This window comes from Qingrenia yutianensis, from assembly GCF_014385105.1.
Classification (GTDB): domain Bacteria; phylum Bacillota; class Clostridia; order UMGS1810; family UMGS1810; genus Qingrenia; species Qingrenia yutianensis.
Genome location: NZ_JACRTE010000001.1, coordinates 317,865 through 341,915 on the forward strand (window position 1 = coordinate 317,865; position 24,051 = coordinate 341,915).

Here is a 24,051-nt window from a genome sequence, read left to right on the forward strand (position 1 = left end):
TTTCGTATTACCTGTTATGCAATTCCACCATATCAAGTATTCCGGTTAGTTTTGCAATGGTTATTCCGAAATTTGTGATGGGAATATTTTTTTCTTTGCACATTGCAATTCTGCTCAAAATGTGACTTCTGTTGAACATACAGCCGCCGCAATGGATAACAAGGTCATATTTTTTATCAAGATTAAAATTAACGCCCGAGCAAAAGTCAATTTCGAGTGACTCGCCCGCTTTTTTTCGGAGCATTTTGGGAATTTTCACCTTGGCAATATCGCCGTCAAGCGTCGTGTGTGAGCAGGCCTCCGCAATAAGAACGCGCGAATTTTCGTTAAGCTTGTCAATCGCCGACGCGCCTTTTTTAAATTCCTCAATATCGCCTTTATAATTTGCAAAAAGTATGGAAAACGAGGTTAAAACGCTCTCTTTCGGCGCTAAATCGTAAACTTGTTTAAATGCCTGCGAGTCGCAGATTATCAGATTCGGCGCTTTTTTTAACGCGTCCAGCGCCGATTGCATTTTCTCGGCGGTAACAACGGTTACAACAGCTTTTTTGTCCAAAAGCTCGCGGATTGTCTGCACCTGCGGAAGAATCAGCCTTCCTTTGGGCGCCTCAATATCCTGCGGTGCAACAAGCAAAACGCTGTCGCCCTCGTTTACGAGATTTCCCGTGATTGTTATTTCATCAAAATCTTTCGGCGAAATCTTAATTATTTTTTCAAACAAAAGCGGAAGATTTTCACGTTTCTGCGCGCTTATTTTTACAAAATCAACATCTTTTTCTTTGAGCATACTCTCAATTTTTGCAGTATCGGCGCATAAATCCGACTTATTTATAACACAAAGGCAGTTCACCTTTTTAGCCTTGATTTCGTCAAACCATTCCGAATAAGACGCAAAATCGGTTTCGTCCGCGCTTATCACAACAAGCGCAATATCAGCTTTTGCAAGCACCTTTTTCGTCTTTTCAATGCGCAGTTTTCCAAGCTCGCCCACATCGTCAAAACCCGCGGTGTCGATGAGCGTGCAGGGACCTATAGGAAAAATTTCAAGCGCCTTATGAACGGGATCGGTCGTCGTGCCCAAAACATCGCTTACGATTGAAATTTCCTGATTTGCAAGTGCATTTATAAGCGACGATTTTCCGCTGTTTCGCTTTCCGAAAAAAGCGATTTGTATTCTGTTTGCACTCGGCGTTGAGTTTAAATCTGCCATAAAAATCACCTCTTAAATTAAAAAATCCTCACCGTGATTTGCGGCAAGGATAAAATTATACCGTTTGATATTTGTTATCCGTTCGCCTCAAAGTCAGAATTTATCTTTCCTTTCGGGGAATTTACATATTATAATATTTGTAGTTCGACTTTATGCGTTCTTTCTTTTTCTTCTCGGCTATCCGCTTTTTGTTGCGCCTGTTTATATAGAAAAGCAAAATTATAAAAAGCACAATAAAAATAATTATCAGATAAATCAAAATCATAAAGATAAGCTTTATAAAACGCAGAACCGCAGCACCGAAACCTCCGCTGTTTTCCGCAACAACGCCGACTTTCTGGGTTACGTCATTCTCGCTGCCTTTGAGCGTCAGAAAAATTTCACCGTTCACAACGTCAACGCTCTGCGTCAGCGCCTCACGCTTAACATCGGTCGGCAAAATTATCACAAAATCATTTTTAATGTCGGCATACTCGCTTTTTTTAAGCTTAACCATACCTTTTAAATCGTCTTTGCTTATAACAAACCTGTAAAAACTTCCGAAACCATAATCAAGCAAAGTTTTTACGTCATTGTACTGTTTAAATTTGTTGTCGTGCCCGAGCGTCACAACAACAAGGCAACGGTCGTCTTTTTTCGCCGCGGTAACAAGCGTTGAACGCGCCGCATTTGTAAAGCCCGTTTTGCCGAAAATAACACCCTGATAATACTGCGCAGTGTCTTTGTCCATCATTCTGTGACCTGTGGACATTTCCAAGTCCTCGGCACGGACGTTGTTTTTGTGAAGTGTATATTTTACCTCGGAGGCAACGCTCATAAGCTTTTCGTTCTGCACCGCCGCCTTGGTAATAAGCATCATATCGTATGCGGTTGTGTAATGATTGTCGTCGGTAAGTCCCGTCGGATTTGTAAAATGCGTATTTGCCGCGCCGAGCTCTTTCGCACGCGCGTTCATAAGCTCAACAAATTTGTCAACCGAACCGCTTACTCTGCATGCCAAAAGCACCGCCGCGTCGTTTGCCGAACGCAAATATGCCGCCATAAACAAATCTTTGACGGTGACTTCTTCGCCCTGTCTGAAATCCGCGATAATCGCATCGGACGGCATACCGAGCAGACAAGTGTTGTCTACCGTTAACTTATCGTCAAAATTGCAGTTTTCCGCAGCGAGCAAAAGCGTCATAACCTTTGTTATGCTCGCCGGGTGCATCTTTTTGTTCGCCTCTTTTTCAAACAAAACCGAATTTTGATCGACGTCAAACAAAATCGCAGAATCGGACTCCACGCTGATGTCGGGAGCGCAAAGAGCCTGCGGAAAGAGCGAAAAAACTATTAAAAATATAAAAAGGAAAGATAAAATCCTTTTTTTCATCGAACGTCCTCCGTAAATATGTATTAAAACCAATGCTATAATACCACATTTTTCGCGTCATTACAAGAAAAAATTTTATTTTGTAATATTGTTTTAAAACTTTTTACAAATTTTATGCTTGCGCACACAAGGAAATAATGTTATACTTTCACATAGGAGTGATTTTTTTGAGTTTTGAACTTTCAATTTTAGACTTTATTCAGGCACATTTCAAATGCGGATTTTTTGATATTGTTATGCCGAAAATTTCCGCGCTCGGCAACGGCGGTATTGTGTGGATAATTTTCACACTTGTGCTTCTTATGATGAAAAAACCGCGCAAATACGGCTTATATATGGCAGTATCGCTGATAATTATGCTCGTTGTATGCAACATAACATTAAAACCGCTGATTGCGCGGACGCGTCCGTTTACACATAATCCGCTGATAAAGCTTTTAATCGACGCACCGACCGATTATTCGTTCCCGTCAGGGCATACAATGGCGTCGTTTTCCGCGTCAACCGCATATTTGATGTGTTACATAAGACGAAAAAACACAGCGGAAAAGTGTATATTCGACAGTAAAATAATAGTTTCTGCAATGTTTGTACTTTCAGTTTTAATTGCATTTTCACGGCTTTATCTTTACGTGCACTACCCCACCGACGTGCTGTTTGCACTCATTCTCGGCGTTATCGACGGAATTGTGTCGGCAAAAATTATTGAAAAATTTTCACACGGTAAAAATATAAAAAACGAATAAGCGAAATTGTATTAAAAAACGGGACGTTAAAACGTCCCGTTTAATTTTTTTAGTTATTTTTGTTTTTCTCGTTCATAAGCGCCCTAACTTTAAGAGGCAAACCGAACAGATTGATAAATCCTTCAGCGTCCTTGTGGCTGTAAAGCTCGTGGCTGTCGCCGAACGACGCAATATCCTCATTATAAAGCGAATATTTCGATTTTGCACCGGCAGGAGAAATGTGACCTTTGTAAAGTTTAAGCTTAACTTCACCGGTAACTGTCTGCTGTGTTGAATCAACAAATGCAGAAAGCGCCTCACGGAGCGGTGTGAACCATTTTCCGTCATAAACAAGCTCTGCAAATTTGATAGCCGCCTGACGTTTAAACGCCTGTGTATCCCTGTCAAGGCAGAGATATTCAAGCTCGTCGTGCGCCGCATAGAGGATCGTTCCGCCCGGAGTTTCATATACACCGCGCGATTTCATACCTACAAGCCTGTCCTCAACAATGTCTGCAATGCCTATGCCGTATTCACCGCCGATTTTGTTAAGTTCTTCAACGAGTGCGAGCGGAGAATAGTTTTTGCCGTCGATTGAAACGGGTTCACCTTTTTCAAATCCGACAGTGATGTATTTGGGTGTGTCGGGAGCTTTCTCGGGCGGAGTTGTAAGCTTCAACAAATTGTCAAGCTGGGGCTCGTTCCAAGGATCTTCCAAATCCATACCCTCGTGGCTGATATGCCAAACGTTGCGGTCGCGCGAATACAAATCTTTCTTTGTAACGGGGATTTCTATGCCGTTTTTCTCTGCATAGTCAACCGCGTCCTCCCTCGATTTGATGTCCCAAACCCTCCAGGGTGCGATAATTTTAAGCTCGGGAGCAAGTGCTTTAATGGTAAGTTCAAACCTAACCTGGTCGTTTCCTTTGCCCGTTGCGCCGTGGCAGATTGCAACCGCGCCCTCTTTTTTCGCAATTTCAACAAGCTTTTTCGCGATAATCGGACGTGCGTGCGATGTGCCGAGGAGATATTTGCCCTCGTAAACCGCGCCTGCTTTGAGTGTTGGGAAAATGTAATCTTTAACATATTCCTCTTTTAAATCTGCAATATATAATTTTGATGCGCCTGCTTTTTTTGCTCTTTCTTCAAGACCTTCGGTTTCTTTGCCCTGTCCGACGTCGCCGCAAACCGCAATAACTTCGTAGTCATAGTTTTCAATTAACCAGTGGATTATAATCGATGTGTCAAGTCCGCCGGAGTACGCTAATACAACTTTTTCTTTTGCCATCTTGATTTTCCTCCAATTTATGTTAAAATATAAGTATATTATACATTAAATTTTCGGTATTTCAATAGCAAATCCGCAAAATCGTGTATATTATACAATTTTTTATAAAAAGAAAGGTGCATAATAGGCATAAATATACATTTTATACATATGTATACCGCATAATATGCAAAATATTAAAATGATTATTCTTGGAATTGACCCGGGTATTGCAATTGTGGGCTATGGTGTGATAGAATATAGAGGTAACAAATTTAAGGTTATCGACTACGGTGCAATCACCACGCCCGCGGGAATGAAATTAAAAGACAGATTAAAAATCATATACGACGGCGTTATTGAAATTATAAGAAAGCACAAACCCGACTGCATAGCCATTGAGGAACTTTTTTACAACAACAACGCAAAAACCGTCATAAACGTTGCGCAAGGGCGCGCTATGCCCTATCTTGCCGCGGCGAATACAAATCTTGAAATTTACGAATATACACCGCTTCAGGTTAAACAGGCGGTTGTCGGATACGGCAGGGCCGAGAAAAAACAGGTTCAGCAAATGACAAAAATGCTTTTAAATCTTGAAAAAGTGCCCAAACCCGACGACACCGCAGACGCGCTTGCAATCGCGGTATGCCACGCTCATTCATTCAGAATGAACGCAAAATTGGATTTTTAAGGGGATTTTTATGTTTAGCTATTTAAAAGGATATTTGACGCAGAAAGGACAGAATTTTGCCGTTATCGAGGTTTCGGGAATTGGATTTAAGGTTTACACCTCGGCAACGACTTTGCAGAGCATTTCAGCGAGCGAAGAAAATTCACCCGTCACATTTTATACATATCTATACATTAAAGAAGGAATTATGGACTTGTACGGCTTCTCGTCGCAGGAGGAGCTAAATATGTTCGAGCTTCTCATATCGGTTTCGGGAGTGGGAGCAAAAGGCGCAATAGCCATTTTGTCGTCGCTCACGCCGTCAAAACTAGCGGTAAGCCTTGTTACAAATGACGTTGCGTCAATTAAAAAGGCATCGGGAATAGGACCAAAAACCGCACAGAGGATTATTCTCGAATTAAAAGACAAAATCAAAAACGAGGAGCTCATTGCATCACCGCAGGAAAAATCCGCGGAGGAGGCTGAATTTATTGCAAACGATGCACGCAGCGAGGCAGTCAGCGCGCTTATGGTTTTGGGATATTCAAAATTTGAGGCGGAACGCGCGGTCGCAAAAGCGTCACCCGACCTTACCGACACCGAAGAAATTATAAAATCTGCATTAAAAGCGTTAATATAGCAATGAAAGGAAAATAAAATGGATTTTAACGAAAGAATTGTCACATCCGATTTTATTGACGAAGATGTTGACTTGGAAACAAGTTTAAGACCGAAACATCTCGAAGAATACGTCGGTCAAGACAAAATTAAAGAAAATTTGTCGGTTTACATACAGGCGGCAAAAAGCCGAAACGAGGCGCTCGACCACGTTCTTTTGTACGGTCCGCCGGGACTCGGAAAAACCACGCTTTCAAACATTATCGCAAATGAAATGGGCGTAAATATCAGGATTACCAGCGGTCCTGCGATTGAAAAGCCCGGCGATTTGGCAGGTATTCTTACAAACCTTGCCGAACACGACGTTTTGTTTATCGACGAAATCCACCGTTTGAGCGCGAGTGTTGAAGAAATTCTCTATCCCGCAATGGAGGACTTTTCGCTTGATATTATCATCGGAAAAGGTCCGAGCGCACGCTCAATAAGGCTTGATTTGCCGAAATTTACGCTTATCGGCGCAACGACAAAGGCAGGCAGAATTACCTCGCCTCTGCGCGACCGTTTCGGTGTTCTTGCGCGTCTTGAACTATACACAAACGAACAGCTTAAAGAAATCGTTGAGCGCAGTGCCAAAATTCTCGGCGTTGAAATCGACACCGACGGCGCATTTGAAATTGCCTCGCGTTCGCGCGGTACACCGCGAATTGCAAACCGTCTTTTAAAACGCGTGCGCGATTTCGGTCAGGTTTACGGCGACGGCGTCGTTACAAAAAAAATCGCACAGCTTGCGCTTGAAAAAATCGAGGTTGACAAAATCGGACTCGACTCCACCGACGCAAATATGATTAAATCTATGATTAAAAATTTCGGAGGAGGACCTGTCGGGCTTGACACACTTGCCGCAACAATCGGCGAGGACGCAAACACCATTGAAGACGTTTACGAGCCGTACCTTCTTCAGCTCGGGTTTATAAACCGCACACCGCGGGGAAGAGTCGTTACAAAATCGGCATACGACCATTTCGGCATACCGTTTGACAAAGAATAGCAAAACGGACTGAATTTATATAGAATTCAGTCCGTTTCTTTTAGTTAAAACACTCTTTCATTGCAGAATTTAGGGTGAAATTCTTGGTGGAAAGATATTTTTCCGTCCGTTGTACGGCTCATTCATAATATTGTACGACGCAATGCACTCACGGCTTTTGTATCTCTCGGCAATTTTCATCCGCAAATCCTGCATAATCTTTTGTTAGGTTCAGCCTGTCATTTTTTCTTTCATACGCAATAAAATCTTCTTTTCAAGGCGCGACACCTGCACCTGCGAAATGCCTATCACACTTGCAATTTCACTCTGTGTTTTTCCCCTAAAGTAGCGAAGCATTATAATTTTTCTTTCTCTTTCGTCCAAGGCTTTGATTGCCTCGCCAAGTGAAATTTTGTCTAAAATTTCTTCCTCGGTGTCGATGTTGTTCGCGATTTTGTCAATAAGATAACCGCCCGATTTGTCACCATCGTTAAACTCTCTGTAAAGTGATTCGGGGGCAACGTTCGCCTCCAGCGCAACCGCCAAATCGCTCGGCAACTCCCCTATTCTTTCGGCGATTTCCGACAATTTCGCCTCGCGGTTTAATTCTTTTTCCAAAATTTCTTTTGTAATTTTTGCTTTCTGTGCAATTTCCTTTAAACGTCTGCTCACTTTGATAATTCCGTCGTCACGCAAAAAACGCTTGATTTCGCCCATAATAAGCGGAACGGCATAGGTTGAAAAACGCACGTCATAGCTTAAATCAAAGTTCTTTATCGCCTTTAATATGCCGATACACCCGATTTGAAAAATATCGTCTAAATCGTAACCGCGGTTGGAAAATTTGCGCGCAACGCTCCACACAAGTGCAATATTCCCGTTTAAAATTTCGTTTTCCGCCTCTTTGTCACCGTTTTTTGCGCGTTTGATAAGGTCTTTAATATCATTTGCCAATATTTTAACCCCCGATTCAAAGCGTCCTCAAACCAATGGTTTTTTCCATTGTCACCTTTGTGCCGACGTCAACAATGGAATTAACGCTGATATTATCCATAAAGGTTTCCATAACAGTAAATCCCATTCCCGAGCGTTCGCCGTCGGTGTTGGTTGTAAAAAGCGGCTGCATAGCCTCTTTCACATCCGCAATTCCGCAGCCGTTGTCAGTGACGGTGATTTTAACCTTGTCGTCCTTTATGTATATATCAATCATGATGTCGCCTTTTTTCTCGGCGTATCCGTGAACAATCGAGTTTGTCACCGCCTCCGATACCGCGGTTTTTATGTCGGCAAGCTCTTCAAGAGTCGGGTCAAGCTGTGACACAAATGCTGACACCGCCGCACGGACAAACGATTCGTTTTCCGACCTTGACATAACCGTAATTTTTGCACTGTTTTCCCTCATTTTTAACCCTCCTCAAGTGCGCTGAACGCGCCGTCAATGTCACTCTCGACGCTGATTATTTTTTTAATCCCGGCAATATTCAAAAGCCTGTCGAGCGACTTTGTATTTGACACTATAACCGTGCGTCCGCCCAGTGATTTTACAAGTTTGTACCTCCCTATCACAACGCCGATGCCCGAGCTGTCCATAAACGAAAGCGCCGAAAAATCGAATACCAGATTTGTAAGATTGGAAGACGTAATTTTTTTATCAATCCGTTCCTTCACACCGCCCGCAACGTGGTGGTCAAGCTCACCGATAAGCTTTACAATCAGCGTTTTGTCTTTTGCCTGAAAAATTATCTGCATAAAATTCCCCCCTTATGTGCACAAAAAAAGATGAAACCTTTTTAGTTTCATCTTTAATATTCTATAAAGCCTGTCCTATTCCTTTGATGAAAAACAACTAGTTTTGTCGAATGTATCAAAAGTTTTCGACAAATTTCCGCACGTTTCCGGCAAGGTAGAGCGAACCTGCGATAAGCACTGAAAAAACGCCGTTTTTCGAGCTTACGGCATACTCTATCGCATCAAAATTATCCTCAATAAATACGGTATCTTTTTTATACATTTTCGCCGTTTTATAAATTTCTTCAAAGCTTGTCTGGCGCACGCTCGGCACGCTTGTAATTATAAGTTCATCCGAAATTCTGCATATTTCTTCAAGCGATTTTTCATAATCTTTTTCGTTGAGCATACCAAAAACGGCAACAATTTTTTTACCGCGCAAAACGGATTTTGCAGTATCGCAAAGCTTTAAAACTCCGTCATAATTGTGCGCACCGTCGATTATAAAATCGGGCTTGTCCGCTCCTTTTTCAAAAATTTCAAATCTGCAAATCCATCGTGCATTTTCAAGTCCGCGCCTGATATTTTCCTCGCTTATGCCAAACTTGTCTTTTATACATTCCGCAATGTCAAGCGCCAAAACCGCATTGTAAATCTGGTGGACACCGCAGAGATTTATTTTTAAATTTTTGTAAATTCCATAGTCAAAAACGCTGACAATTCCGCTTTTGATTATATTTAATTTTTGGTGATTTACAAGATGTGAATTGGTATTTTTGACCGTTTCATGCACTACTTTTTCCGCGTCTTTATCAAGCATTTTATACACCGCAACACGCGAATTTTGCTTTATAATTCCGCACTTTTCGGCGGCGATTTTTTCGATTGTGTCACCGAGATATTTTGTGTGGTCAAAACTTATTGAGCAAACCGCGCACACAAGCGGATTTTTGACAACGTTGGTGCAGTCGAGCCGTCCGCCGAGTCCGACTTCAAGCACAACAACATCACACTTTTGATCGGCAAAATACAAAAATGCCGCGGCGGTGATTACCTCAAATTCAATGGGAAAATAATCGCCCTCCGACTTTAAAACGTCAACCGCACTGCGCACAGTGCCGACGCACCGCTCCAAATCTTCGTCCGAAATATTTTGATTGTTAATTTTTATACGTTCGTTGAAAACCTCGATAAACGGCGACGTGAAAAGTCCCGTCATACAGCCCGACTCAATCAAAATCTGCGACACAAAAGCCGACACCGAGCCTTTTCCGTTTGTGCCTGCAATATGCACAAATTTAAGCTTGTCCTGCGGATTTCCGAGCTTTTCAAGAAGCCTCGTTATGTTGTCAAGTCCCGATTTTTTGCCGAATTTGCTCAAGGAATGAATGTATTTTTCTGCGTTTGTCATTTTAACTCCAATTACAAAAGGACGGAAAATCCGTCCTTTGCAAGATTTTAATTTATTCTAAATTTTTAAGGCTTTCTTCAACCTTTGCGAGCATTTCTTTGTATTTTTCGCCCTTAGCCTTTTCTTCGTCAACAACCTTTTGAGGTGCTTTTGCCACAAATCCGGCATTGCCGAGTTTGCCCTCAACGCGCTTTATTTCGGACAAAAGATGTTCTTTTTCCTTTTTAAGACGTTCTTTTTCGGCGGAAATATCAACCAAATCGCCGAACGGAATAAATATTTTCGCGTTGTCAACAACGGTTGTAACCGCGTTTTCGGGTATGCCGTCCTCATTTTCCGCAACGACGGTTTCAAGGCTTGACGCGAGCTTTTCAAAGAACACTTCACAGCCTTTGAAAATTTCGGGCTTATCGGTAACGATAAATACTTTTGCTCTTCTCGACGGAACAACATTCATTTTGGTTCTTACGTTTCTTATGCTCTTTATAGCCTCCATAATGTTTTCCATCTGTTCTTCCTCTTTGTCGAACGAGAATTTCTCGCTCGCCTCGGGCCATTTAGAAATCATAATGCTTTCTTCGCCCGTGGGAAGATGCGTGAAAATTTCTTCTGTTATAAACGGCATAAATGGGTGCAAAAGTTTTAACGTGTTAACCAAAACATATGCAAGCACGCTCTGCGCGGTTTCGTAAGATTTGCCGTCTTTTTCGTAAAGACGCGGTTTTACAAGCTCAATATACCAGTCGCAGTAATCGTCCCAGATAAAGTCGTAAAGCTTTGCCGCGGCAACGCCGAGTTCAAACTTTTCGAGGTTTGCCGACACCGCTTTAACAAGCTTGTTATACTTGCTTAAAATCCATTTATCTTCAATTTTGAGGTCGTCAAGGCTCGGAAGTTCGATTTTGTCAATGCTCAAATTCATAAGCAAAAATCTCGACGCATTCCAGATTTTATTTGCAAAGTTTCTGTTTGCCTCAACTCTCGACTCGTAATAACGCATATCATTTCCGGGCGAATTTCCCGTTACGAGTGTAAATCGGAGCGCGTCCGCGCCGTACTGCTCGATAACCTTTAACGGGTCAATGCCGTTGCCGAGCGATTTTGACATCTTTCTGCCCTGACTGTCGCGGACAATACCGTGAATGAACACGTGTTCAAACGGCGCTTTTCCTGTGTGTTCGCACGCCGAGAAAATCATACGGGCAACCCAGAAGAAAATTATGTCGTAACCCGTAACAAGCACGCTTGTGGGATAGAAATAGTCCAAATCTTCGGTTTTTTCGGGCCAGCCGAGCGTTGAGAACGGCCAGAGCGCCGAGCTGAACCAGGTATCAAGAACGTCCTCGTCCTGCGTCATATGACCCCCGCATTTGGGGCATACGTCAACGTCGGTTTTCGATACAACCGTTTCACCGCATTTGTCGCAGTAGAATGCCGGTATTCTATGTCCCCACCAAAGCTGACGCGAAATGCACCAGTCGTGGATATTTTCCATCCAGTTAAGATATATTTTTGAAAAACTGTCGGGAACAAATTTAACTTCTTTGTCTTTTACGACTCTGATTGCCTCTTTTGCAAGGGGCGCCATTTTAACAAACCACTGTTTTGATGTTATCGGCTCAACGGTCGTCGAGCAGCGGTAGCACTGACCTACATTGTGCTTGTGTTCCTCAACTTTTACCAAAAGACCGAGTTTATCCAAATCGTCAACCATCGCTTTGCGCGCCTCGTAGCGGTCCATACCCTCGTATTTTCCGCCGTACGAATTTATGGTTGCGTCGTCGTTCAAAACCTTAATCTGTTCAAGATTGTGTCTTAAACCGACTTCAAAATCGTTCGGGTCGTGCGCAGGCGTAATTTTAACCGCGCCTGTACCGAAATCTTTGTCAACGTATTCGTCCGCGATAACGGGAATTTCACGGTTAACAAGCGGAAGAATAAGCATTTTTCCGACTAAATTTTTGTATCTTTCGTCATCGGGATGAACCGCAACGGCAGTATCGCCTAGGAGCGTTTCGGGACGTGTTGTCGCAATTATAACATACTCGTCGCTGTCCTTAACTGGATACTTGATGTGCCAGAAATGACCTTCCTGCTCGGTGTATTCAACCTCCGCGTCCGAAAGTGCGGTTGTGCAGTGCGGACACCAGTTTATAATTCTCGAACCCTGATAGATAAAACCTTTATTGTAAAGGTTTACAAAAACCTCGCGCACAGCTTTGGAACAACCCTCGTCCATAGTAAAGCGTTCTCTGTCCCAGTCGCACGACGAGCCGAGTTTTTTAAGCTGATTTATAATTCTCGAACCGTATAATTTTTTCCAGTCCCAAACTTTTTCAAGGAATTTTTCGCGTCCCAAATCGTAACGTGTAATTCCCTGCTCGTTTCTTAAAGTTTCCTCAACTTTAATCTGCGTGGCGATACCTGCATGGTCTGTTCCGGGAATCCAAAGCGCGGAATAACCCATCATACGTTTGTATCTTATCAAAATATCCTGAAGTGTTTCGTCAAGCGCGTGTCCCATATGTAGCTGACCTGTTACATTCGGGGGCGGAATAACGATAGTAAACGGTTTTTTATCGGGATCCGCTTTAGCGCTGAAATATTTTTTATCAACCCAGTTTGAGTATATTCTGTCCTCAACCTCCTGCGGATTGTATACCTTTGCGATTTCTTTCACTTTTAAAAATCCTCCCTAGCCGAAAGACAGTCTTTGCTGCCTATCCGATTTTAAATATTATTATTGCTCCGATAAGCACCAGAACAAAGCCTGCCAGTTTAACCATACCTGTATATTTTTTGTCTGTATCGTCCTTTTTTATAACATCTTCAACGATTTTTTTTGCACCGTACGAAATAACCGCTCCGATTACAAGAAGAACGAAAGCTAAAATTTTCATAGTCACACTCCCGTGTTTTTGTTTGAATTTGTATTTTGCGACACTTGATTTGCCTTAACCGTGACAAAACTTATGCAGTACGTTATAAACGCGCACGCCATTGAAATGACCACAACTACCGAGAAAATATCTATAAATTTTCCGAGGCACATTGCGTCCACCAACAGCAAAAACGTTAAAAACGCCGCAAGCTTGCCGAAAAAGTTTGACGGAATGATGATTTTTTCCTTTTTGTAAATAAAACTGCCCGAAAAAATCATAACAAGCTCTTTTACCAGCACAAAATACAAAAACCAACCGCTTAAATTTCCCGTTGCAACAAGGGTTGCAACGACGGTTATAACCATACATTTGTCCGCCGCGGGATCAAGCATTTTGCCGAGCGCCGTAATCATATTGAATTTTCGTGCTATAAATCCGTCCGCAACATCGAGAAGCATTGCAAAAACAAATATGCAAAGCGCCGTAAAATGTGCGTTTTCCATTCCCGAAAAATACACAATCGGGAAAACGGGAACAAGCAAAAATCTTATCGTTGTAAGAATATTAGGTATAGTCAAAAAATTCCCACCTTAAAATTTGTCAGATTGACATTTTCTTAACCAATTCAAGCATTTCAGGCTCGATATTTTTGGTCATTTCAAGTGCTTCGTTAATTTCTATATCAACAATTTTTCCGTTCTGCTGTGCAATTATGCGGTTAATCGTACCGTTTGCAAGAAGGTCGGCAGCATAACTTCCCATTTTTGTAGCGGTAACTCTGTCGATAAGCGTGGGGCTTCCTCCGCGCTGAACGTAACCGAGAACGGTTGCTCTCGTTTCAATTCCCGTTGCCTCTTCGATGTTTTTGCAAAGCTCAAATGTTTCGCCTACGCCCTCGGAAACAACGATAATGTAATGCGATTTGCCTCTGTTTCTGCCCTCTATAACGGTTTTCTTGATTTCGTCCAAATCGTAAGGAGCCTCGGGGATAATAACCGCCTCCGCACCGTTTGCAACCGCAAGGTTAACGGGGATATATCCTGCATTTCTGCCCATAACCTCAACAACCGAGCATCTTTCGTGGCTGGACGCAGTATCTCTGATTTTGTCAATCGCCTGCATAGCGGTATTAAGCGCCGTATCGTAACCGATTGTGTATTCGGTGCAGCCTATGTCGTTATCGATTGTTCCGGGAATGCCGATAGTGGGCAATCCCGCATTTGCAAGCGCTCTTGCACCTTTATACGAACCGTCGCCGCCGATAACCACAAGCGCGTCAATACCGAAAATTCTTGCAACTTCAACCGCTTTTTTTATGCCCTCTTCGGTTGCAAAGCTTTTGCTTCTCGCGGTCTGCAAAAATGTACCGCCCCTTTGAAGAATATCAGAAACGGAACGCGAATTAAGCTCCTCGATTTCGCCTCTCAAAAGACCGTGGTAACCGCGTCTTACACCCATAACTTTCATACCGTGGCACATTGCACCGCGTGCAACCGCTCTTATAGCCGCGTTCATACCGGGTGCGTCGCCGCCCGAAGTAAGTACGCCGATAGTTTTAATCTCTTTCATTGTCATCATTTCCTTTCAGCCTGCATATTAAACAGAAAATTTTTTAACGTGTGGTAATTTCGCCGTGTTTTGTATAAATTACGGCATTGCCTTTAACTTTCATAGCGGTTGTGGTTTCGGTAAACTGTGCAATGAAAACCTCGCCCTCCGAAAGCATTTCGGTGTGATGAAATTTCGTGTCGCGTCCGCTTGTAAGACCCGTAATGCTCACGCCGTCTTTGAGCGCTTTGACAACTACATAATCAAAATTATCCATTTTCGTAATTCTCCAATCTAAAAAATCACTATATTCTATAATTTTACAACATTTTCTAAAAAAAATCAACAGTTATTTTACTTTTACGTTATCTTTACCGAAAATTTTTTCCGCGTCACTTAAAAATGATGTGCAAATGTGCACATTTTGACCGTTTTTTGCACTGTAAACCATATTTTTTTCCTCCACAAAAACCGCAAGGTGCGAACTTCCGCGGTATTTCTCCGCAAGACTTTTAACTTTTGAAAGCTCGTTTTCGGTTTTTATGCGTATATACACCGTCTGCGCACCGGGAACGATGTAATTTTCGGCTTTGGTTACATTTTTCACTATAAGGTTTAAATTATCGTTGTAGTCAAACGAAACCTCGGCGTCGATAACCGCAATGTTTCCGACGTAAAATTCACTTTGAAAACGCTCCAGAATATTCGGAAAAACAACCGCCTCGCACGACGAAACAAAATCCTCAATTTCCGCCGTTGCCATAACCGTTCCTTTGGACGTTTTTTTGCGCGTGATTTTTGAAATCATAACGCCGACGCGCACGCTTTGCCCGTCTTTGTATCTTTCTTCGGTTATCTCCGAAATCGGCACACACCGCGCAGTTTCAAACTTTCTGCGGAATTTATCGAGAGGATGCCCCGAAAAATAAATTCCCGAAAGCTCCTTTTCAAACAAGAGCTTATCTGACAAAGAAAAATCGGCTTCGGGCGGAAAATTATCCGCGCAAACGCTTTGTTCCGCCGCCGTGTCAAACATTGTAAACTGCCCCAACGCCGTATTTCTGCCGGTTCTTACCGCACTTTCGATAATATCGGCGCTGTTTATCAAAATCTGCCGTCTGTTCGGATTTATGCTGTCAAACGCACCGCATTTTATAAGGCTTTCAACCGCTTTTTTGTTTAATGCCGTTCCCATAACGTTGCAAAAATCCGTAAACGACACAAACTTTTTCGTGCGCCGTTTTTCGATTTCCTCGGCAAAAACACCACCTACACCCTTTATCGACGAGAGCGAAAAACGCACATTATTTCCGCTCACGGTAAAGTCCGCACCGCTTTCGTTTATGTCGGGCGGAAGAATTTTTATTCCGTATTTTTTGTATTCTTCAATATATTCAGCCTGCTTTGCCGAAAAACAGTTTTTCAAAAGCGCAACAAGATAAACCGCACGGTAATAGTATTTTAAATATGCCGTCTGATATACGATTTTTGCATATGCCGCGGCGTGCGATTTATTGAACGCATACTTTGAAAACTCGGCAAGCTCGGCAAAAATCTCCTCCGAAAGTTTTTGAGAAATTCCGTTTGCAAGCGTCCCTTTTATTACAACATTTCCGTTTTCGTCTTTGAGTCCGTTAAGAAAAACATTCTTTTCCGCCTCAAGTGCCGCGTGATTTTTCTTTGCCATTGCACGGCGCACAAGGTCGGCGCGTCCGAGAGAATAGCCGGCAAGCGCGCGGAAAATCTGCATAGCCTGCTCCTGATACACAATAGAGCCGCAGGTCGGCTTTAAAATATCCTCCAAAAGCGGGTGCTTGTATGTGATTTTTCCGCTGTTTCGGTTTTTCAAAAACAGCGGAATTTGTATTTTTGCGGTCGCCGGACGGTAAAGCGAAAGTCCTGCTATAATGTCCTCAAAACACCGCGGTTTGAGGTCTTTCAAAAACGATGTCATACCGCGGCTTTCCACCTGAAAAACACCCGATGTGCCGCCGTTTGAAAGCATTTTGTAAATATTTTCATCCTCGTAGTCTATGTTTTCAATCGCAAAATCTTTGTCATATGTTTTTTGTATCATTTTCACCGCGTCGCTTATAACGGTAAGGTTGCGCAGTCCGAGAAAATCCATTTTTACAACGCCGATTTTCTCCAGAACTTTCATATGATACTGCGACATATACGCAATATCGCCGTAAATGAGCGGAACACAGTTGTAAAGCTTTTTATCGGTTACAATAAGCCCCGCCGCGTGCTTTGACACGTTTTTCGGCAAGCCCTCAATCTTTTTCGCCGTATCAATCAGACGGTGCGCACGGTTGTCGGAAAGATATATTTTTTTAAGCTCCGCACTCTCCTCCATTGCCGTGTCAATGGTCATACCGAGCGTGTGCGGAATAAGCTTTGCAATCTTGTCCACAAACGGAATGGGCAAATCGAGGACACGTCCGACGTCGCGTATCGAACCGCGCGCAAGCATTGTGTCGAACGCGGCAATCTGCGCAACATAATCACGTCCGTATTTTTGCACCATATACTCTATAACCTCGTCACGCCGTACATAGCAAAAATCAATATCAATATCGGGCATACTCACCCTTTCGGGATTTAAAAATCTTTCAAACAGAAGCCCGTATTTTATGGGGTCAATGTCGGTGATGTTCAAAAGATACGAAACAATGCTTCCTGCCGCCGAGCCTCTGCCGGGGCCTACCGAAATGCCGTGTTCTTTAGCGTATTTAACATAATCGCGCACAATGAGAAAATAGTCCGCAAAGCCCATAGAAATTATGGTGTCAAGCTCTTTTGCAAGACGGTTTTTAACCTCGTCCGTCACGTTTTTGTACCGAACGGGCAGCGCATCTTCGCAAAGTTTTGTAAGGTAGTCTTTTGCGGAAATATTGCCGGGGAGCGTAAGCTTGGGAAGATAAATTTTATCAAAGCTTATTTCAACATTGCATTTTTCTGCAATCTCGGCAGTGTTTTCAACCGCGAACGGATAATCTTCAAAAAGTTTTGCCATTTCGTCCTGCGTTTTAAAATAAAATTCGTCGTTTGAAAACCTCATTCGTTCGCCGTCGTCAATTTTTTTGCCCGTTTGTATGCACAAAAGCACATCGTGAAAATCAGCGTCCTCACGGTTTACATAATGCACGTCATTTGTTGCAGCAACTTTTATGTCAAACTTTTTTGAAAGGTCAATCACCATAGGGATAAGACGTTTTTCGTCCTCCAAGCCGTGATTTTGAATTTCAAGGTAAAAATCATCACCGTAGATTTTTTTGTAATGCAGTGCATACTCCTCGGCTTTTGCATAATCGCCCGACAAAAGCGCGGAGTTGACATTTCCGAAAAGGCACGCGGAAAGCGCGATTATTCCGTCGCTGTACTTCTCCAAAACCTCAAAATCCACCCTCGGCTTATAGTAATATCCTTCCGTAAAGCCCAAAGAGCAGATTTTCATAAGATTTATATAACCTGTATTGTTTTTTGCGAGCAAAACAAGGTGACCGTATTTGTTGTCAATACCGTAAACTTTTGATTTACGCGAATTCGGAGCGGTGTAAACTTCACAGCCGATAATGGGTTTTATTCCGTATTCTTTTGCTTTAAGATAAAAATCGACCGCACCGAACATAACGCCGTGGTCTGTAATGGCTACGGCGCTCATATTGTCGTCGGCGGCTTTTTTTATAACGGCATCGATTTTCGCCGCACCGTCGAGCAGACTGTATTGAGTATGAAGGTGCAGATGCGTGAACATATACTTTTTATCCGTCCTTTTCGTTCTTTAGTTTCTCCGCAATATCGCAAAGCTTTTTAAGCCTGTGGTTAACTCCCGAACGCGTTAAATTCGGCGTTACAAGCTTTCCCAGCTCGCTCAAACTTAAATCGGTATTTTCGAGCCTTAATTCGGCAATTTCTTTAAGCGCGGGCGAAAGCGACTCAAGCGCACCGCTCGCCTTTAAAAGTTCAATACACTTACGCTGTTTGAACGCCGCGTCGAGCGTCTTGTCCATATTAGCATTTTCGCAGTTTACAATGCGGTTTACGTTGTTGCGCATATCCTTTAAAATGCGTATATTATGAAATTCCATAAGATGCGAAACACTTCCGCAAATACCCAAAATATCGGCAATATCGTCGCTTTGTTTAAAATACAGAACATAGTTCGATTTTCGCATAATTCTCTTTGCGTTTAGATTTTCCGAACGCAGAAGCTTGTAAAAATCCTCGCTCAAAACACAGTGAGACGTCACAAATTCGAGATGATACCTTTTTTCAGGCGCGATAATTGTTCCGCACATCAAAAAAGCGCCTTTTATAAACGCTTTTCTGCAGCAGCTTTTTTTCATAAATTCGTCGCTTATTCGCACATTTATAAGCTTTTTTGAGCTGTTTTCCGCCAAAGAAAGCGCGCGCAGAATTTTTATTATTTCTTCTTCGCCTAAAACCGTCACATCATAAAATGTGCTTTTGTTTTTCACACCCTCGCGAATTTCACATTTAACGTCAAAAAGACGTTTTGCCGTACCCGAAATTATTTTTGCAAGCTCCTGGTTATCCGTGCCTATAATAAGTTTTCTGCCGTTTTCCGCACCTAAAATCCGTCCGCCGAACGCAAAACAAGCAAGAAAAAACGCTTTCTGACAGCAGTTTTTTGATATTTTTGCGCCCAGCGCCTCTTTTTTCACATCAGATGAAAACGACATTTAATCACTCCGTAAAAACTATATTTCATCAATATCTCCGCCGTTTGCTGTTTGATAAAACAAACACGCAAGCGTGTCGGCAAGAACGCTGTAATTGTGCCTTACAACGTTGTTTGCAACGTCAAGCAGATTTTTCTTTATCAGCTTGATATTGTTCTTGTAAAATTTATAATCGTCGGACAAAACCCTGAACGAATGTGTAAGACGGTACTTTGCCGTCAGAAAATCGTTGAGCGGTTCGTCGTTTACAATGCAGCAATCAATAAAACGGCTCTTTGTGTGCTTATATATCGCGTCCACGTGGTCAAAAGCCGAAAAACCGTCCGTTTCGCCCGGCTGTGTCATAATGTTGCATACATAAACAACCTTTGCATTGCTTTTTTCCGCCGCCTCGGCAATTCCGTCCACCAAAAGGTTCGGTATAACACTGGTGTAAAGACTCCCGGGACCTAAAATTATGTAATCGGCATTATAAATGCTCTGTATGCACTCGTAAAGCGGTTTTGCGTGCGCCGGAGTTAAGAAAAGCTCATCAATTTTTGCGCCTTTATGTATTGCGGTTGACGGAATTGACGATTCGCCCAGCACAACACTGCCGTCCGAAAGACGCGCGCCGAGATTTATATTTTCCTCCGACACGGGCAAAACTCTGCCCTTTACCGCCAAAACATCAGAAAACTTGTTTACCGCCTTCTCAAAACTTCCGTCAGAAATTCCGCACATTGCGGCAAGAAACAGATTTCCGAAGCTTTGACCTTTAAGTCTGCCCGACTCAAAACGGTAATTCAAAAGCTTTTCCATAATAGGTTCGGTGTCGGCAAGCGCCATAATGCAGTTGCGCACGTCGCCCGGAGGGAGCATATTAAGATCCTCCCTTATCATACCCGAACCGCCGCCGTCGTCGGCAACCGTGATTATCGCCGTCAGATTTTCAAAATATTTTTTAATTCCGCGAAGCATTGTTGAAATGCCCGTACCTCCGCCTATTGCAACAACATTGCAATTTGAGGCGTACTTTTTTATATTATCGGTTATTTCCATTGCAAACCTCACAAAACAAACTTATACTTTTTTATTTTCCCTTTGATATATCTCTGTGGGTGATTTTTGCCTTATATCCCAAATTCACAACCGTTTTGTATACGTGCGACGCAAGCGTTACCGAGCGGTGTTTTCCGCCCGTACAGCCTATCGCGATAACAAGCTGAGTTTTTCCCTCCTCAATAAAAAGAGGGAGAAGAAATGCAATCATATCGTCAAGCTTTTTCGCAAATTCTTTCGTTTGCGGAAACGAATTTACATAGTCGCGTATATCCTTGTCAAGACCCGTTTTTTCGCGCAGTTCGGGAATATAATAAGGATTTGGCAGAAAACGCACGTCAAAAACAAGGTCGGCGTCGTTCGGAATACCGTATTTAAACCCGAACGACAAAACGTTGACCGCAAGAGAATTTTCCCTTTTTTCACCGCTGAAAAGCTCGGTTAAGTTTTCTTTTAACTCACGCGTCAAAAGACGCGACGTATCGACAACATAGGTTGCTCTGTCCTTCAAATGCGCCAGAATTTCGCGCTCTTTTTCAATTCCTTCGATAATTCTTCCGCCGTCCGCAAGAGGATGTGCACGGCGCGTTTCTTTATAACGTTTTACGATTGTTTCATCGCTTGCGTCAAGAAACAGAATTTCAACCTTGTTTCCGTGACATTCAAAAACTTCGACTTCGTTTAAAATATCGTCGGAATTGCGCTGATTTCTCGCGTCGATAACAAACGCAACCTTGTCAAACTTGGAATCCGACTGATAACAGATTTCGGCAAATTTGGACAAAAGCTCGCTCGGAAGATTATCAACGCAGTAATATCCCATATCCTCCATACAGTTCGCCGCGATACTCTTTCCTGCACCCGACATTCCCGTTATCAATACGAATTTCACATCAATCACCCTTTAAATTTTATAGTTTTACACATTGCTGCTTTTAGTCTTTGTTTTTCAAAATTTTCACTTCTTCGCACAGCATAACGCCTGTTTTTTCGTAAACCGTCTTTTTAACAAAATCTATAAGGTTTATAACGTCGTCAAAACTTGCATTATCGTAGTTTACAATAAATCCGCAGTGCTTATCCGAAACGTGCGCACCGCCTATGCTTTTTCCGCGCAGTCCGCAGTCGTCAATAAGTTTTGCCGCAAAATATCCCTCGGGACGTTTAAATGTACTTCCTGCGCTCGGGTAGTTAAGCGGTTGTTTTTCTTTGCGCCGAGCGTTTAAATCAAGCATTTCTGCCCTTATTTCGTCCGCATTTTTGCGGTTTAATTTTATATACGATTTTATAATTATATCATCATCGCAAAATGCGCTCGTGCGGTATGCAAACATTTGCTCACCGCCCGTTTTTTCGCACAAATTGAGGTTTTTGTCAAGATACACGGTTTTTATAACTACATCTTTCATCTCACCGCCGTACGCGCCGGCGTTCATCTTCACTGCACCGCCGAGAGTGCCGGGTATACCCGACGCAAATTCAAATCCGCCGAGACTGTTTTTTTGCGCCTCGTTTGCAATTTTTGAAAGATACGCACCCGAATATGCCTCGATTGTTTCACCGTTTACCGAAATGCCCGAAAAGTTTGCGCCAAGCTTTATTACAACTCCGAAAAGTCCTTTGCCGTCAACCAAAAGATTTGAGCCGTTGCCGATTACAAAAACGGGATAGTCATATTCTCTCGCACAATTCACCGCCGAAATTATTTCGTCCGTACTTTCGGGAAGCACAACAAAGCTTGCCTCACCGCCGATTTTGAAAGAAGTGTGATTTTTCATCGGTTCGTCTTTTAAAACTCTTTTTTCGCCGAAAATTTCTTTCAGGCTGTCATATATCACAAAATCACCTCAAATTTTTATTTGCCCAAAAATGCCGCGCCGATAATTCCTGCGTCGTTTCCGAGCTTTGCAATGGAAATTTTTGTCTGAAAAATTCCGCCGTAGCAATGCTCTTTGGAATATTCCTCGATAGGTTTCAAAAGCGCGTCGCCTGCGTTGCTCACTCCTCCGCCTATAACAATCGCGTGGGGCTGGAATGTGTTTATAATGTTAACAATTCCCTCCGCAACGTCCAAAATATATTTATCTATAACCTTTTTGCCTGCCTCGTCGCCTTTTTCGGTTGCAGCAAAGGGAATTCTGCCGTTTGCCTTACCGCCGTTTTCCGCAACAAGCTTTGCAAGATACGAATCGGGATTTTCTTTCGCCGCCTTTTCAGCCTCTCTTATAAGCGCTGTTGCCGACGCATACGCCTCCCAGCAGCCGTTTCGTCCGCAGGTGCATTTTTCGCCGTTCGCCTTTATAACCGTGTGTCCGAGTTCACCGCCGATACCGTTTGTGCCGGTGAATATTTTTTTGTTTATGATAATTCCGCTTCCGACACCCGTGCCGAGAGTTATTGCAACAATATCGGTAATGTTTTCGTCGTCAAGCGCGAAAAATTCGCCGAGCGCCGCACAGTTTGCGTCGTTGCTCACATAAACGGGAACATCATAGTATTTTTTAAGTTCCTCCGCGAGCGGTGCGTCGTGAAGATTAAGATTGTTTGCATATATAACAACGCCGTTTTTGTCGTCAATCGATCCGGGACAGCCTATGCCGATAGTTTTGATTTCCGACGTGTTTGTGTCGGTGTCGTTCAAAACTTTCTTTATAAGGTCAGCCATATCCGCAACGATAACCTTATAATCCTCCATTGCCCGCGTGGGACAGCTGTCTTTGTGAAGAATGTTTCCCTTTTCGTCAACAAGACCGGCCTTAATTCCCGTGCCTCCCAAATCTACTCCGATATACATATTAAAAATCCTCCTAAATTTTATGTCAAATTAAAGTTTTTATAAGCTGTTTTTAGCGTTTGTATTGCCGAGTATTCTCTCGTTAAGCGCCTGTGCGGCGTTGTAGCCCATTTTGTGCTGACGGTTGTTCATAGCCGCAACCTCAACTATAACCGCAAGGTTACGCCCCGGTTTAACGGGGATTGTCACCGACGGAATGTCTATGCCGAGAATATTTGTGTATTCCGTAGTAAGACCGAGCCTGTCGTACTGCTTGTGCTGCTGCCAGTTTTCAAGATGAATAACCATATCTATTTTTTCGGTATCTTTAACAGCTCCCATACCAAATATCTGCTTAACGTCAATTATTCCTATGCCGCGAAGCTCGATAAAATGCCTTATGATTTCGGGCGCACTGCCGACGAGCGACTTGTCCGAAACCTTTTTAATTTCCACCGCGTCGTCCGCAACAAGGCGGTGTCCGCGCTTTACAAGCTCTATTGCCGTTTCGCTTTTTCCCACACCGCTGTCCGCCAAAAGAAGTATGCCTTCGCCGTAAACCTCAACAAGAACGCCGTGGCGCGTTTCGCGCTCTGCAAGCATAACGTTAAGATATGCAATAAGTGCGCTTGTAAAACGCGAGGTTGAAAGCGTTGACGAAAGCACGGGAATGTTGTGTTTTTCCGAAAGTTCTATAATGCTCTGCGGAAGTTCAATTCCGTTTGACAGAATAATCGCGGGGATTTTCAGCGAAAACATTTTTTCAAAAACTTCCCTTTTCTGCCCGTCCGAAATTGTATTTATATACGTCGCCTCAACGTGACCGATTATCTGAAGCCGAGTATGCTCAAAATGGTCAAAATATCCCGCAAGCGCAAGACCGCACCTGTTCACCTCATTGTTACACACCAAAACATCGCGCATATTCTCGGTTTTGTTAACTTCTTTTAATTTAAACTCGTCCACTATTTCACCGAGCGTTACGTTAAAATTGGAATTGTGCATAGTTTTCCTCCCATAAATATACTTGTATATTGTTATTATATATCATAAATTCAAAAAATTAA

The 24,051-nt window shown here is 42.9% G+C and carries 23 protein-coding genes; 4 read left to right on the plus strand and 19 right to left on the minus strand.

What is annotated here, in order from left to right:
• Nucleotides 1-7: 7 nt before the first annotated feature.
• Both hydF and H8706_RS01420 read right to left on the minus strand, forming a co-directional pair.
• Nucleotides 8-1,210: a [FeFe] hydrogenase H-cluster maturation GTPase HydF gene (gene hydF / locus H8706_RS01415; RefSeq protein WP_178348486.1), complete on the minus strand. Its 1,203-nt coding sequence runs from the start codon at nt 1,208-1,210 to the stop codon at nt 8-10.
• Between the two features lie 121 nt (nt 1,211-1,331).
• The gene (locus tag H8706_RS01420; RefSeq protein ID WP_262431206.1) at nt 1,332-2,582 is read right to left on the minus strand and encodes a D-alanyl-D-alanine carboxypeptidase family protein; all 1,251 of its coding nucleotides are present in this window, start codon (nt 2,580-2,582) and stop codon (nt 1,332-1,334) included.
• Nucleotides 2,583-2,749: 167 nt separating this feature from the next.
• On the opposite strand from H8706_RS01420, the gene H8706_RS01425 reads away from it, so the two are divergent.
• Nucleotides 2,750-3,328, plus strand: coding sequence for a phosphatase PAP2 family protein (locus H8706_RS01425; protein WP_262431207.1), 579 nt, complete (start codon nt 2,750-2,752; stop codon nt 3,326-3,328).
• 49 nt (nt 3,329-3,377) lie between these two features.
• Here H8706_RS01425 and H8706_RS01430 read toward each other — a convergent pair whose 3' ends face one another.
• Complete coding sequence (locus H8706_RS01430; protein ID WP_262431208.1) at nt 3,378-4,595, minus strand: argininosuccinate synthase; 1,218 nt, start codon at nt 4,593-4,595, stop codon at nt 3,378-3,380.
• A 181-nt stretch (nt 4,596-4,776) separates the two neighbouring features.
• Here H8706_RS01430 and ruvC point away from each other — a divergent pair, with 181 nt between their 5' ends.
• Genes ruvC through ruvB form a run of 3 tightly spaced genes read left to right on the plus strand, consistent with a single transcriptional unit; the run spans nt 4,777 to nt 6,913 of the window.
• Nucleotides 4,777-5,268 (plus strand): crossover junction endodeoxyribonuclease RuvC, encoded by a 492-nt coding sequence (ruvC, locus tag H8706_RS01435; RefSeq protein WP_178348490.1) that lies wholly within the window; start codon nt 4,777-4,779, stop codon nt 5,266-5,268.
• A gap of 10 nt (nt 5,269-5,278) precedes the next feature.
• Nucleotides 5,279-5,887 (plus strand): Holliday junction branch migration protein RuvA, encoded by a 609-nt coding sequence (gene ruvA / locus H8706_RS01440; protein WP_178348491.1) that lies wholly within the window; start codon nt 5,279-5,281, stop codon nt 5,885-5,887.
• A gap of 18 nt (nt 5,888-5,905) precedes the next feature.
• A complete protein-coding gene (gene ruvB / locus H8706_RS01445) occupies nt 5,906-6,913 on the plus strand; it encodes a Holliday junction branch migration DNA helicase RuvB (protein ID WP_178348492.1) in 1,008 nt (335 codons plus the stop codon).
• 210 nt (nt 6,914-7,123) lie between these two features.
• Here ruvB and H8706_RS01450 read toward each other — a convergent pair whose 3' ends face one another.
• From H8706_RS01450 to hprK, 16 genes are all read right to left on the minus strand, one after another.
• Nucleotides 7,124-7,846, minus strand: coding sequence for a SigF/SigG family RNA polymerase sporulation sigma factor (locus H8706_RS01450; RefSeq protein WP_262431209.1), 723 nt, complete (start codon nt 7,844-7,846; stop codon nt 7,124-7,126).
• 16 nt (nt 7,847-7,862) lie between these two features.
• A complete protein-coding gene (spoIIAB, locus tag H8706_RS01455; protein ID WP_262431210.1) occupies nt 7,863-8,294 on the minus strand; it encodes an anti-sigma F factor in 432 nt (143 codons plus the stop codon).
• A gap of 2 nt (nt 8,295-8,296) precedes the next feature.
• Complete coding sequence (locus H8706_RS01460) at nt 8,297-8,641, minus strand: STAS domain-containing protein (protein ID WP_262431211.1); 345 nt, start codon at nt 8,639-8,641, stop codon at nt 8,297-8,299.
• A gap of 115 nt (nt 8,642-8,756) precedes the next feature.
• Complete coding sequence (locus tag H8706_RS01465; RefSeq protein ID WP_262431212.1) at nt 8,757-10,031, minus strand: bifunctional folylpolyglutamate synthase/dihydrofolate synthase; 1,275 nt, start codon at nt 10,029-10,031, stop codon at nt 8,757-8,759.
• Between the two features lie 52 nt (nt 10,032-10,083).
• Nucleotides 10,084-12,711 carry a valine--tRNA ligase gene (locus H8706_RS01470; RefSeq protein WP_262431213.1) on the minus strand — a complete coding sequence of 876 codons (2,628 nt, stop codon included), beginning with the start codon at nt 12,709-12,711 and terminating at the stop codon, nt 10,084-10,086.
• Nucleotides 12,712-12,751: 40 nt separating this feature from the next.
• The gene (locus H8706_RS01475) at nt 12,752-12,931 is read right to left on the minus strand and encodes a hypothetical protein (RefSeq protein ID WP_178348497.1); all 180 of its coding nucleotides are present in this window, start codon (nt 12,929-12,931) and stop codon (nt 12,752-12,754) included.
• Between the two features lie 2 nt (nt 12,932-12,933).
• A complete protein-coding gene (locus tag H8706_RS01480; RefSeq protein WP_178348498.1) occupies nt 12,934-13,491 on the minus strand; it encodes a CDP-alcohol phosphatidyltransferase family protein in 558 nt (185 codons plus the stop codon).
• A gap of 22 nt (nt 13,492-13,513) precedes the next feature.
• The gene (pfkA, locus tag H8706_RS01485) at nt 13,514-14,482 is read right to left on the minus strand and encodes a 6-phosphofructokinase (protein WP_178348499.1); all 969 of its coding nucleotides are present in this window, start codon (nt 14,480-14,482) and stop codon (nt 13,514-13,516) included.
• 43 nt (nt 14,483-14,525) lie between these two features.
• Entirely contained in the window at nt 14,526-14,738 is a 213-nt protein-coding gene (gene mtrB, locus H8706_RS01490) for a trp RNA-binding attenuation protein MtrB (protein WP_262431214.1), read from the minus strand.
• A 72-nt stretch (nt 14,739-14,810) separates the two neighbouring features.
• Entirely contained in the window at nt 14,811-18,221 is a 3,411-nt protein-coding gene (locus tag H8706_RS01495; RefSeq protein WP_262431215.1) for a DNA polymerase III subunit alpha, read from the minus strand.
• 7 nt (nt 18,222-18,228) lie between these two features.
• Complete coding sequence (gene whiA, locus H8706_RS01500; RefSeq protein WP_262431216.1) at nt 18,229-19,170, minus strand: DNA-binding protein WhiA; 942 nt, start codon at nt 19,168-19,170, stop codon at nt 18,229-18,231.
• An 18-nt stretch (nt 19,171-19,188) separates the two neighbouring features.
• Nucleotides 19,189-20,211: a gluconeogenesis factor YvcK family protein gene (locus tag H8706_RS01505; protein WP_262431217.1), complete on the minus strand. Its 1,023-nt coding sequence runs from the start codon at nt 20,209-20,211 to the stop codon at nt 19,189-19,191.
• Between the two features lie 31 nt (nt 20,212-20,242).
• Nucleotides 20,243-21,103, minus strand: a complete 861-nt coding sequence (gene rapZ, locus H8706_RS01510; RefSeq protein WP_178347540.1) for an RNase adapter RapZ — start codon at nt 21,101-21,103, stop codon at nt 20,243-20,245.
• A gap of 43 nt (nt 21,104-21,146) precedes the next feature.
• On the minus strand, nt 21,147-22,049 hold the full coding sequence (murB, locus tag H8706_RS01515; RefSeq protein ID WP_262431218.1) for a UDP-N-acetylmuramate dehydrogenase: 903 nt from the start codon (nt 22,047-22,049) through the stop codon (nt 21,147-21,149).
• 17 nt (nt 22,050-22,066) lie between these two features.
• Entirely contained in the window at nt 22,067-23,005 is a 939-nt protein-coding gene (locus tag H8706_RS01520) for an ROK family protein (RefSeq protein WP_178348508.1), read from the minus strand.
• Nucleotides 23,006-23,044: 39 nt separating this feature from the next.
• The gene (gene hprK / locus H8706_RS01525) at nt 23,045-23,989 is read right to left on the minus strand and encodes an HPr(Ser) kinase/phosphatase (protein ID WP_178348507.1); all 945 of its coding nucleotides are present in this window, start codon (nt 23,987-23,989) and stop codon (nt 23,045-23,047) included.
• Nucleotides 23,990-24,051 lie beyond the last annotated feature (62 nt).

What these genes read in the sequence shown, in the direction of transcription:
- H8706_RS01505 (WP_262431217.1), bottom strand. Translation starts at nt 20,211, where the DNA reads ATGGAAATAACCGATAATATAAAAAAGTACGCCTCAAATTGCAATGTT.
- ruvC (WP_178348490.1), top strand. Translation starts at nt 4,777, where the DNA reads ATGATTATTCTTGGAATTGACCCGGGTATTGCAATTGTGGGCTATGGT.
- H8706_RS01465 (WP_262431212.1), bottom strand. Translation starts at nt 10,031, where the DNA reads ATGACAAACGCAGAAAAATACATTCATTCCTTGAGCAAATTCGGCAAA.
- mtrB (WP_262431214.1), bottom strand. Translation starts at nt 14,738, where the DNA reads ATGGATAATTTTGATTATGTAGTTGTCAAAGCGCTCAAAGACGGCGTG.
- H8706_RS01460 (WP_262431211.1), bottom strand. Translation starts at nt 8,641, where the DNA reads ATGCAGATAATTTTTCAGGCAAAAGACAAAACGCTGATTGTAAAGCTT.
- ruvA (WP_178348491.1), top strand. Translation starts at nt 5,279, where the DNA reads ATGTTTAGCTATTTAAAAGGATATTTGACGCAGAAAGGACAGAATTTT.
- H8706_RS01420 (WP_262431206.1), bottom strand. Translation starts at nt 2,582, where the DNA reads ATGAAAAAAAGGATTTTATCTTTCCTTTTTATATTTTTAATAGTTTTT.
- ruvB (WP_178348492.1), top strand. Translation starts at nt 5,906, where the DNA reads ATGGATTTTAACGAAAGAATTGTCACATCCGATTTTATTGACGAAGAT.
- H8706_RS01495 (WP_262431215.1), bottom strand. Translation starts at nt 18,221, where the DNA reads ATGTTCACGCATCTGCACCTTCATACTCAATACAGTCTGCTCGACGGT.
- H8706_RS01430 (WP_262431208.1), bottom strand. Translation starts at nt 4,595, where the DNA reads ATGGCAAAAGAAAAAGTTGTATTAGCGTACTCCGGCGGACTTGACACA.
- whiA (WP_262431216.1), bottom strand. Translation starts at nt 19,170, where the DNA reads ATGTCGTTTTCATCTGATGTGAAAAAAGAGGCGCTGGGCGCAAAAATA.
- hprK (WP_178348507.1), bottom strand. Translation starts at nt 23,989, where the DNA reads ATGCACAATTCCAATTTTAACGTAACGCTCGGTGAAATAGTGGACGAG.
- pfkA (WP_178348499.1), bottom strand. Translation starts at nt 14,482, where the DNA reads ATGAAAGAGATTAAAACTATCGGCGTACTTACTTCGGGCGGCGACGCA.
- hydF (WP_178348486.1), bottom strand. Translation starts at nt 1,210, where the DNA reads ATGGCAGATTTAAACTCAACGCCGAGTGCAAACAGAATACAAATCGCT.
- H8706_RS01520 (WP_178348508.1), bottom strand. Translation starts at nt 23,005, where the DNA reads ATGTATATCGGAGTAGATTTGGGAGGCACGGGAATTAAGGCCGGTCTT.
- spoIIAB (WP_262431210.1), bottom strand. Translation starts at nt 8,294, where the DNA reads ATGAGGGAAAACAGTGCAAAAATTACGGTTATGTCAAGGTCGGAAAAC.
- H8706_RS01475 (WP_178348497.1), bottom strand. Translation starts at nt 12,931, where the DNA reads ATGAAAATTTTAGCTTTCGTTCTTCTTGTAATCGGAGCGGTTATTTCG.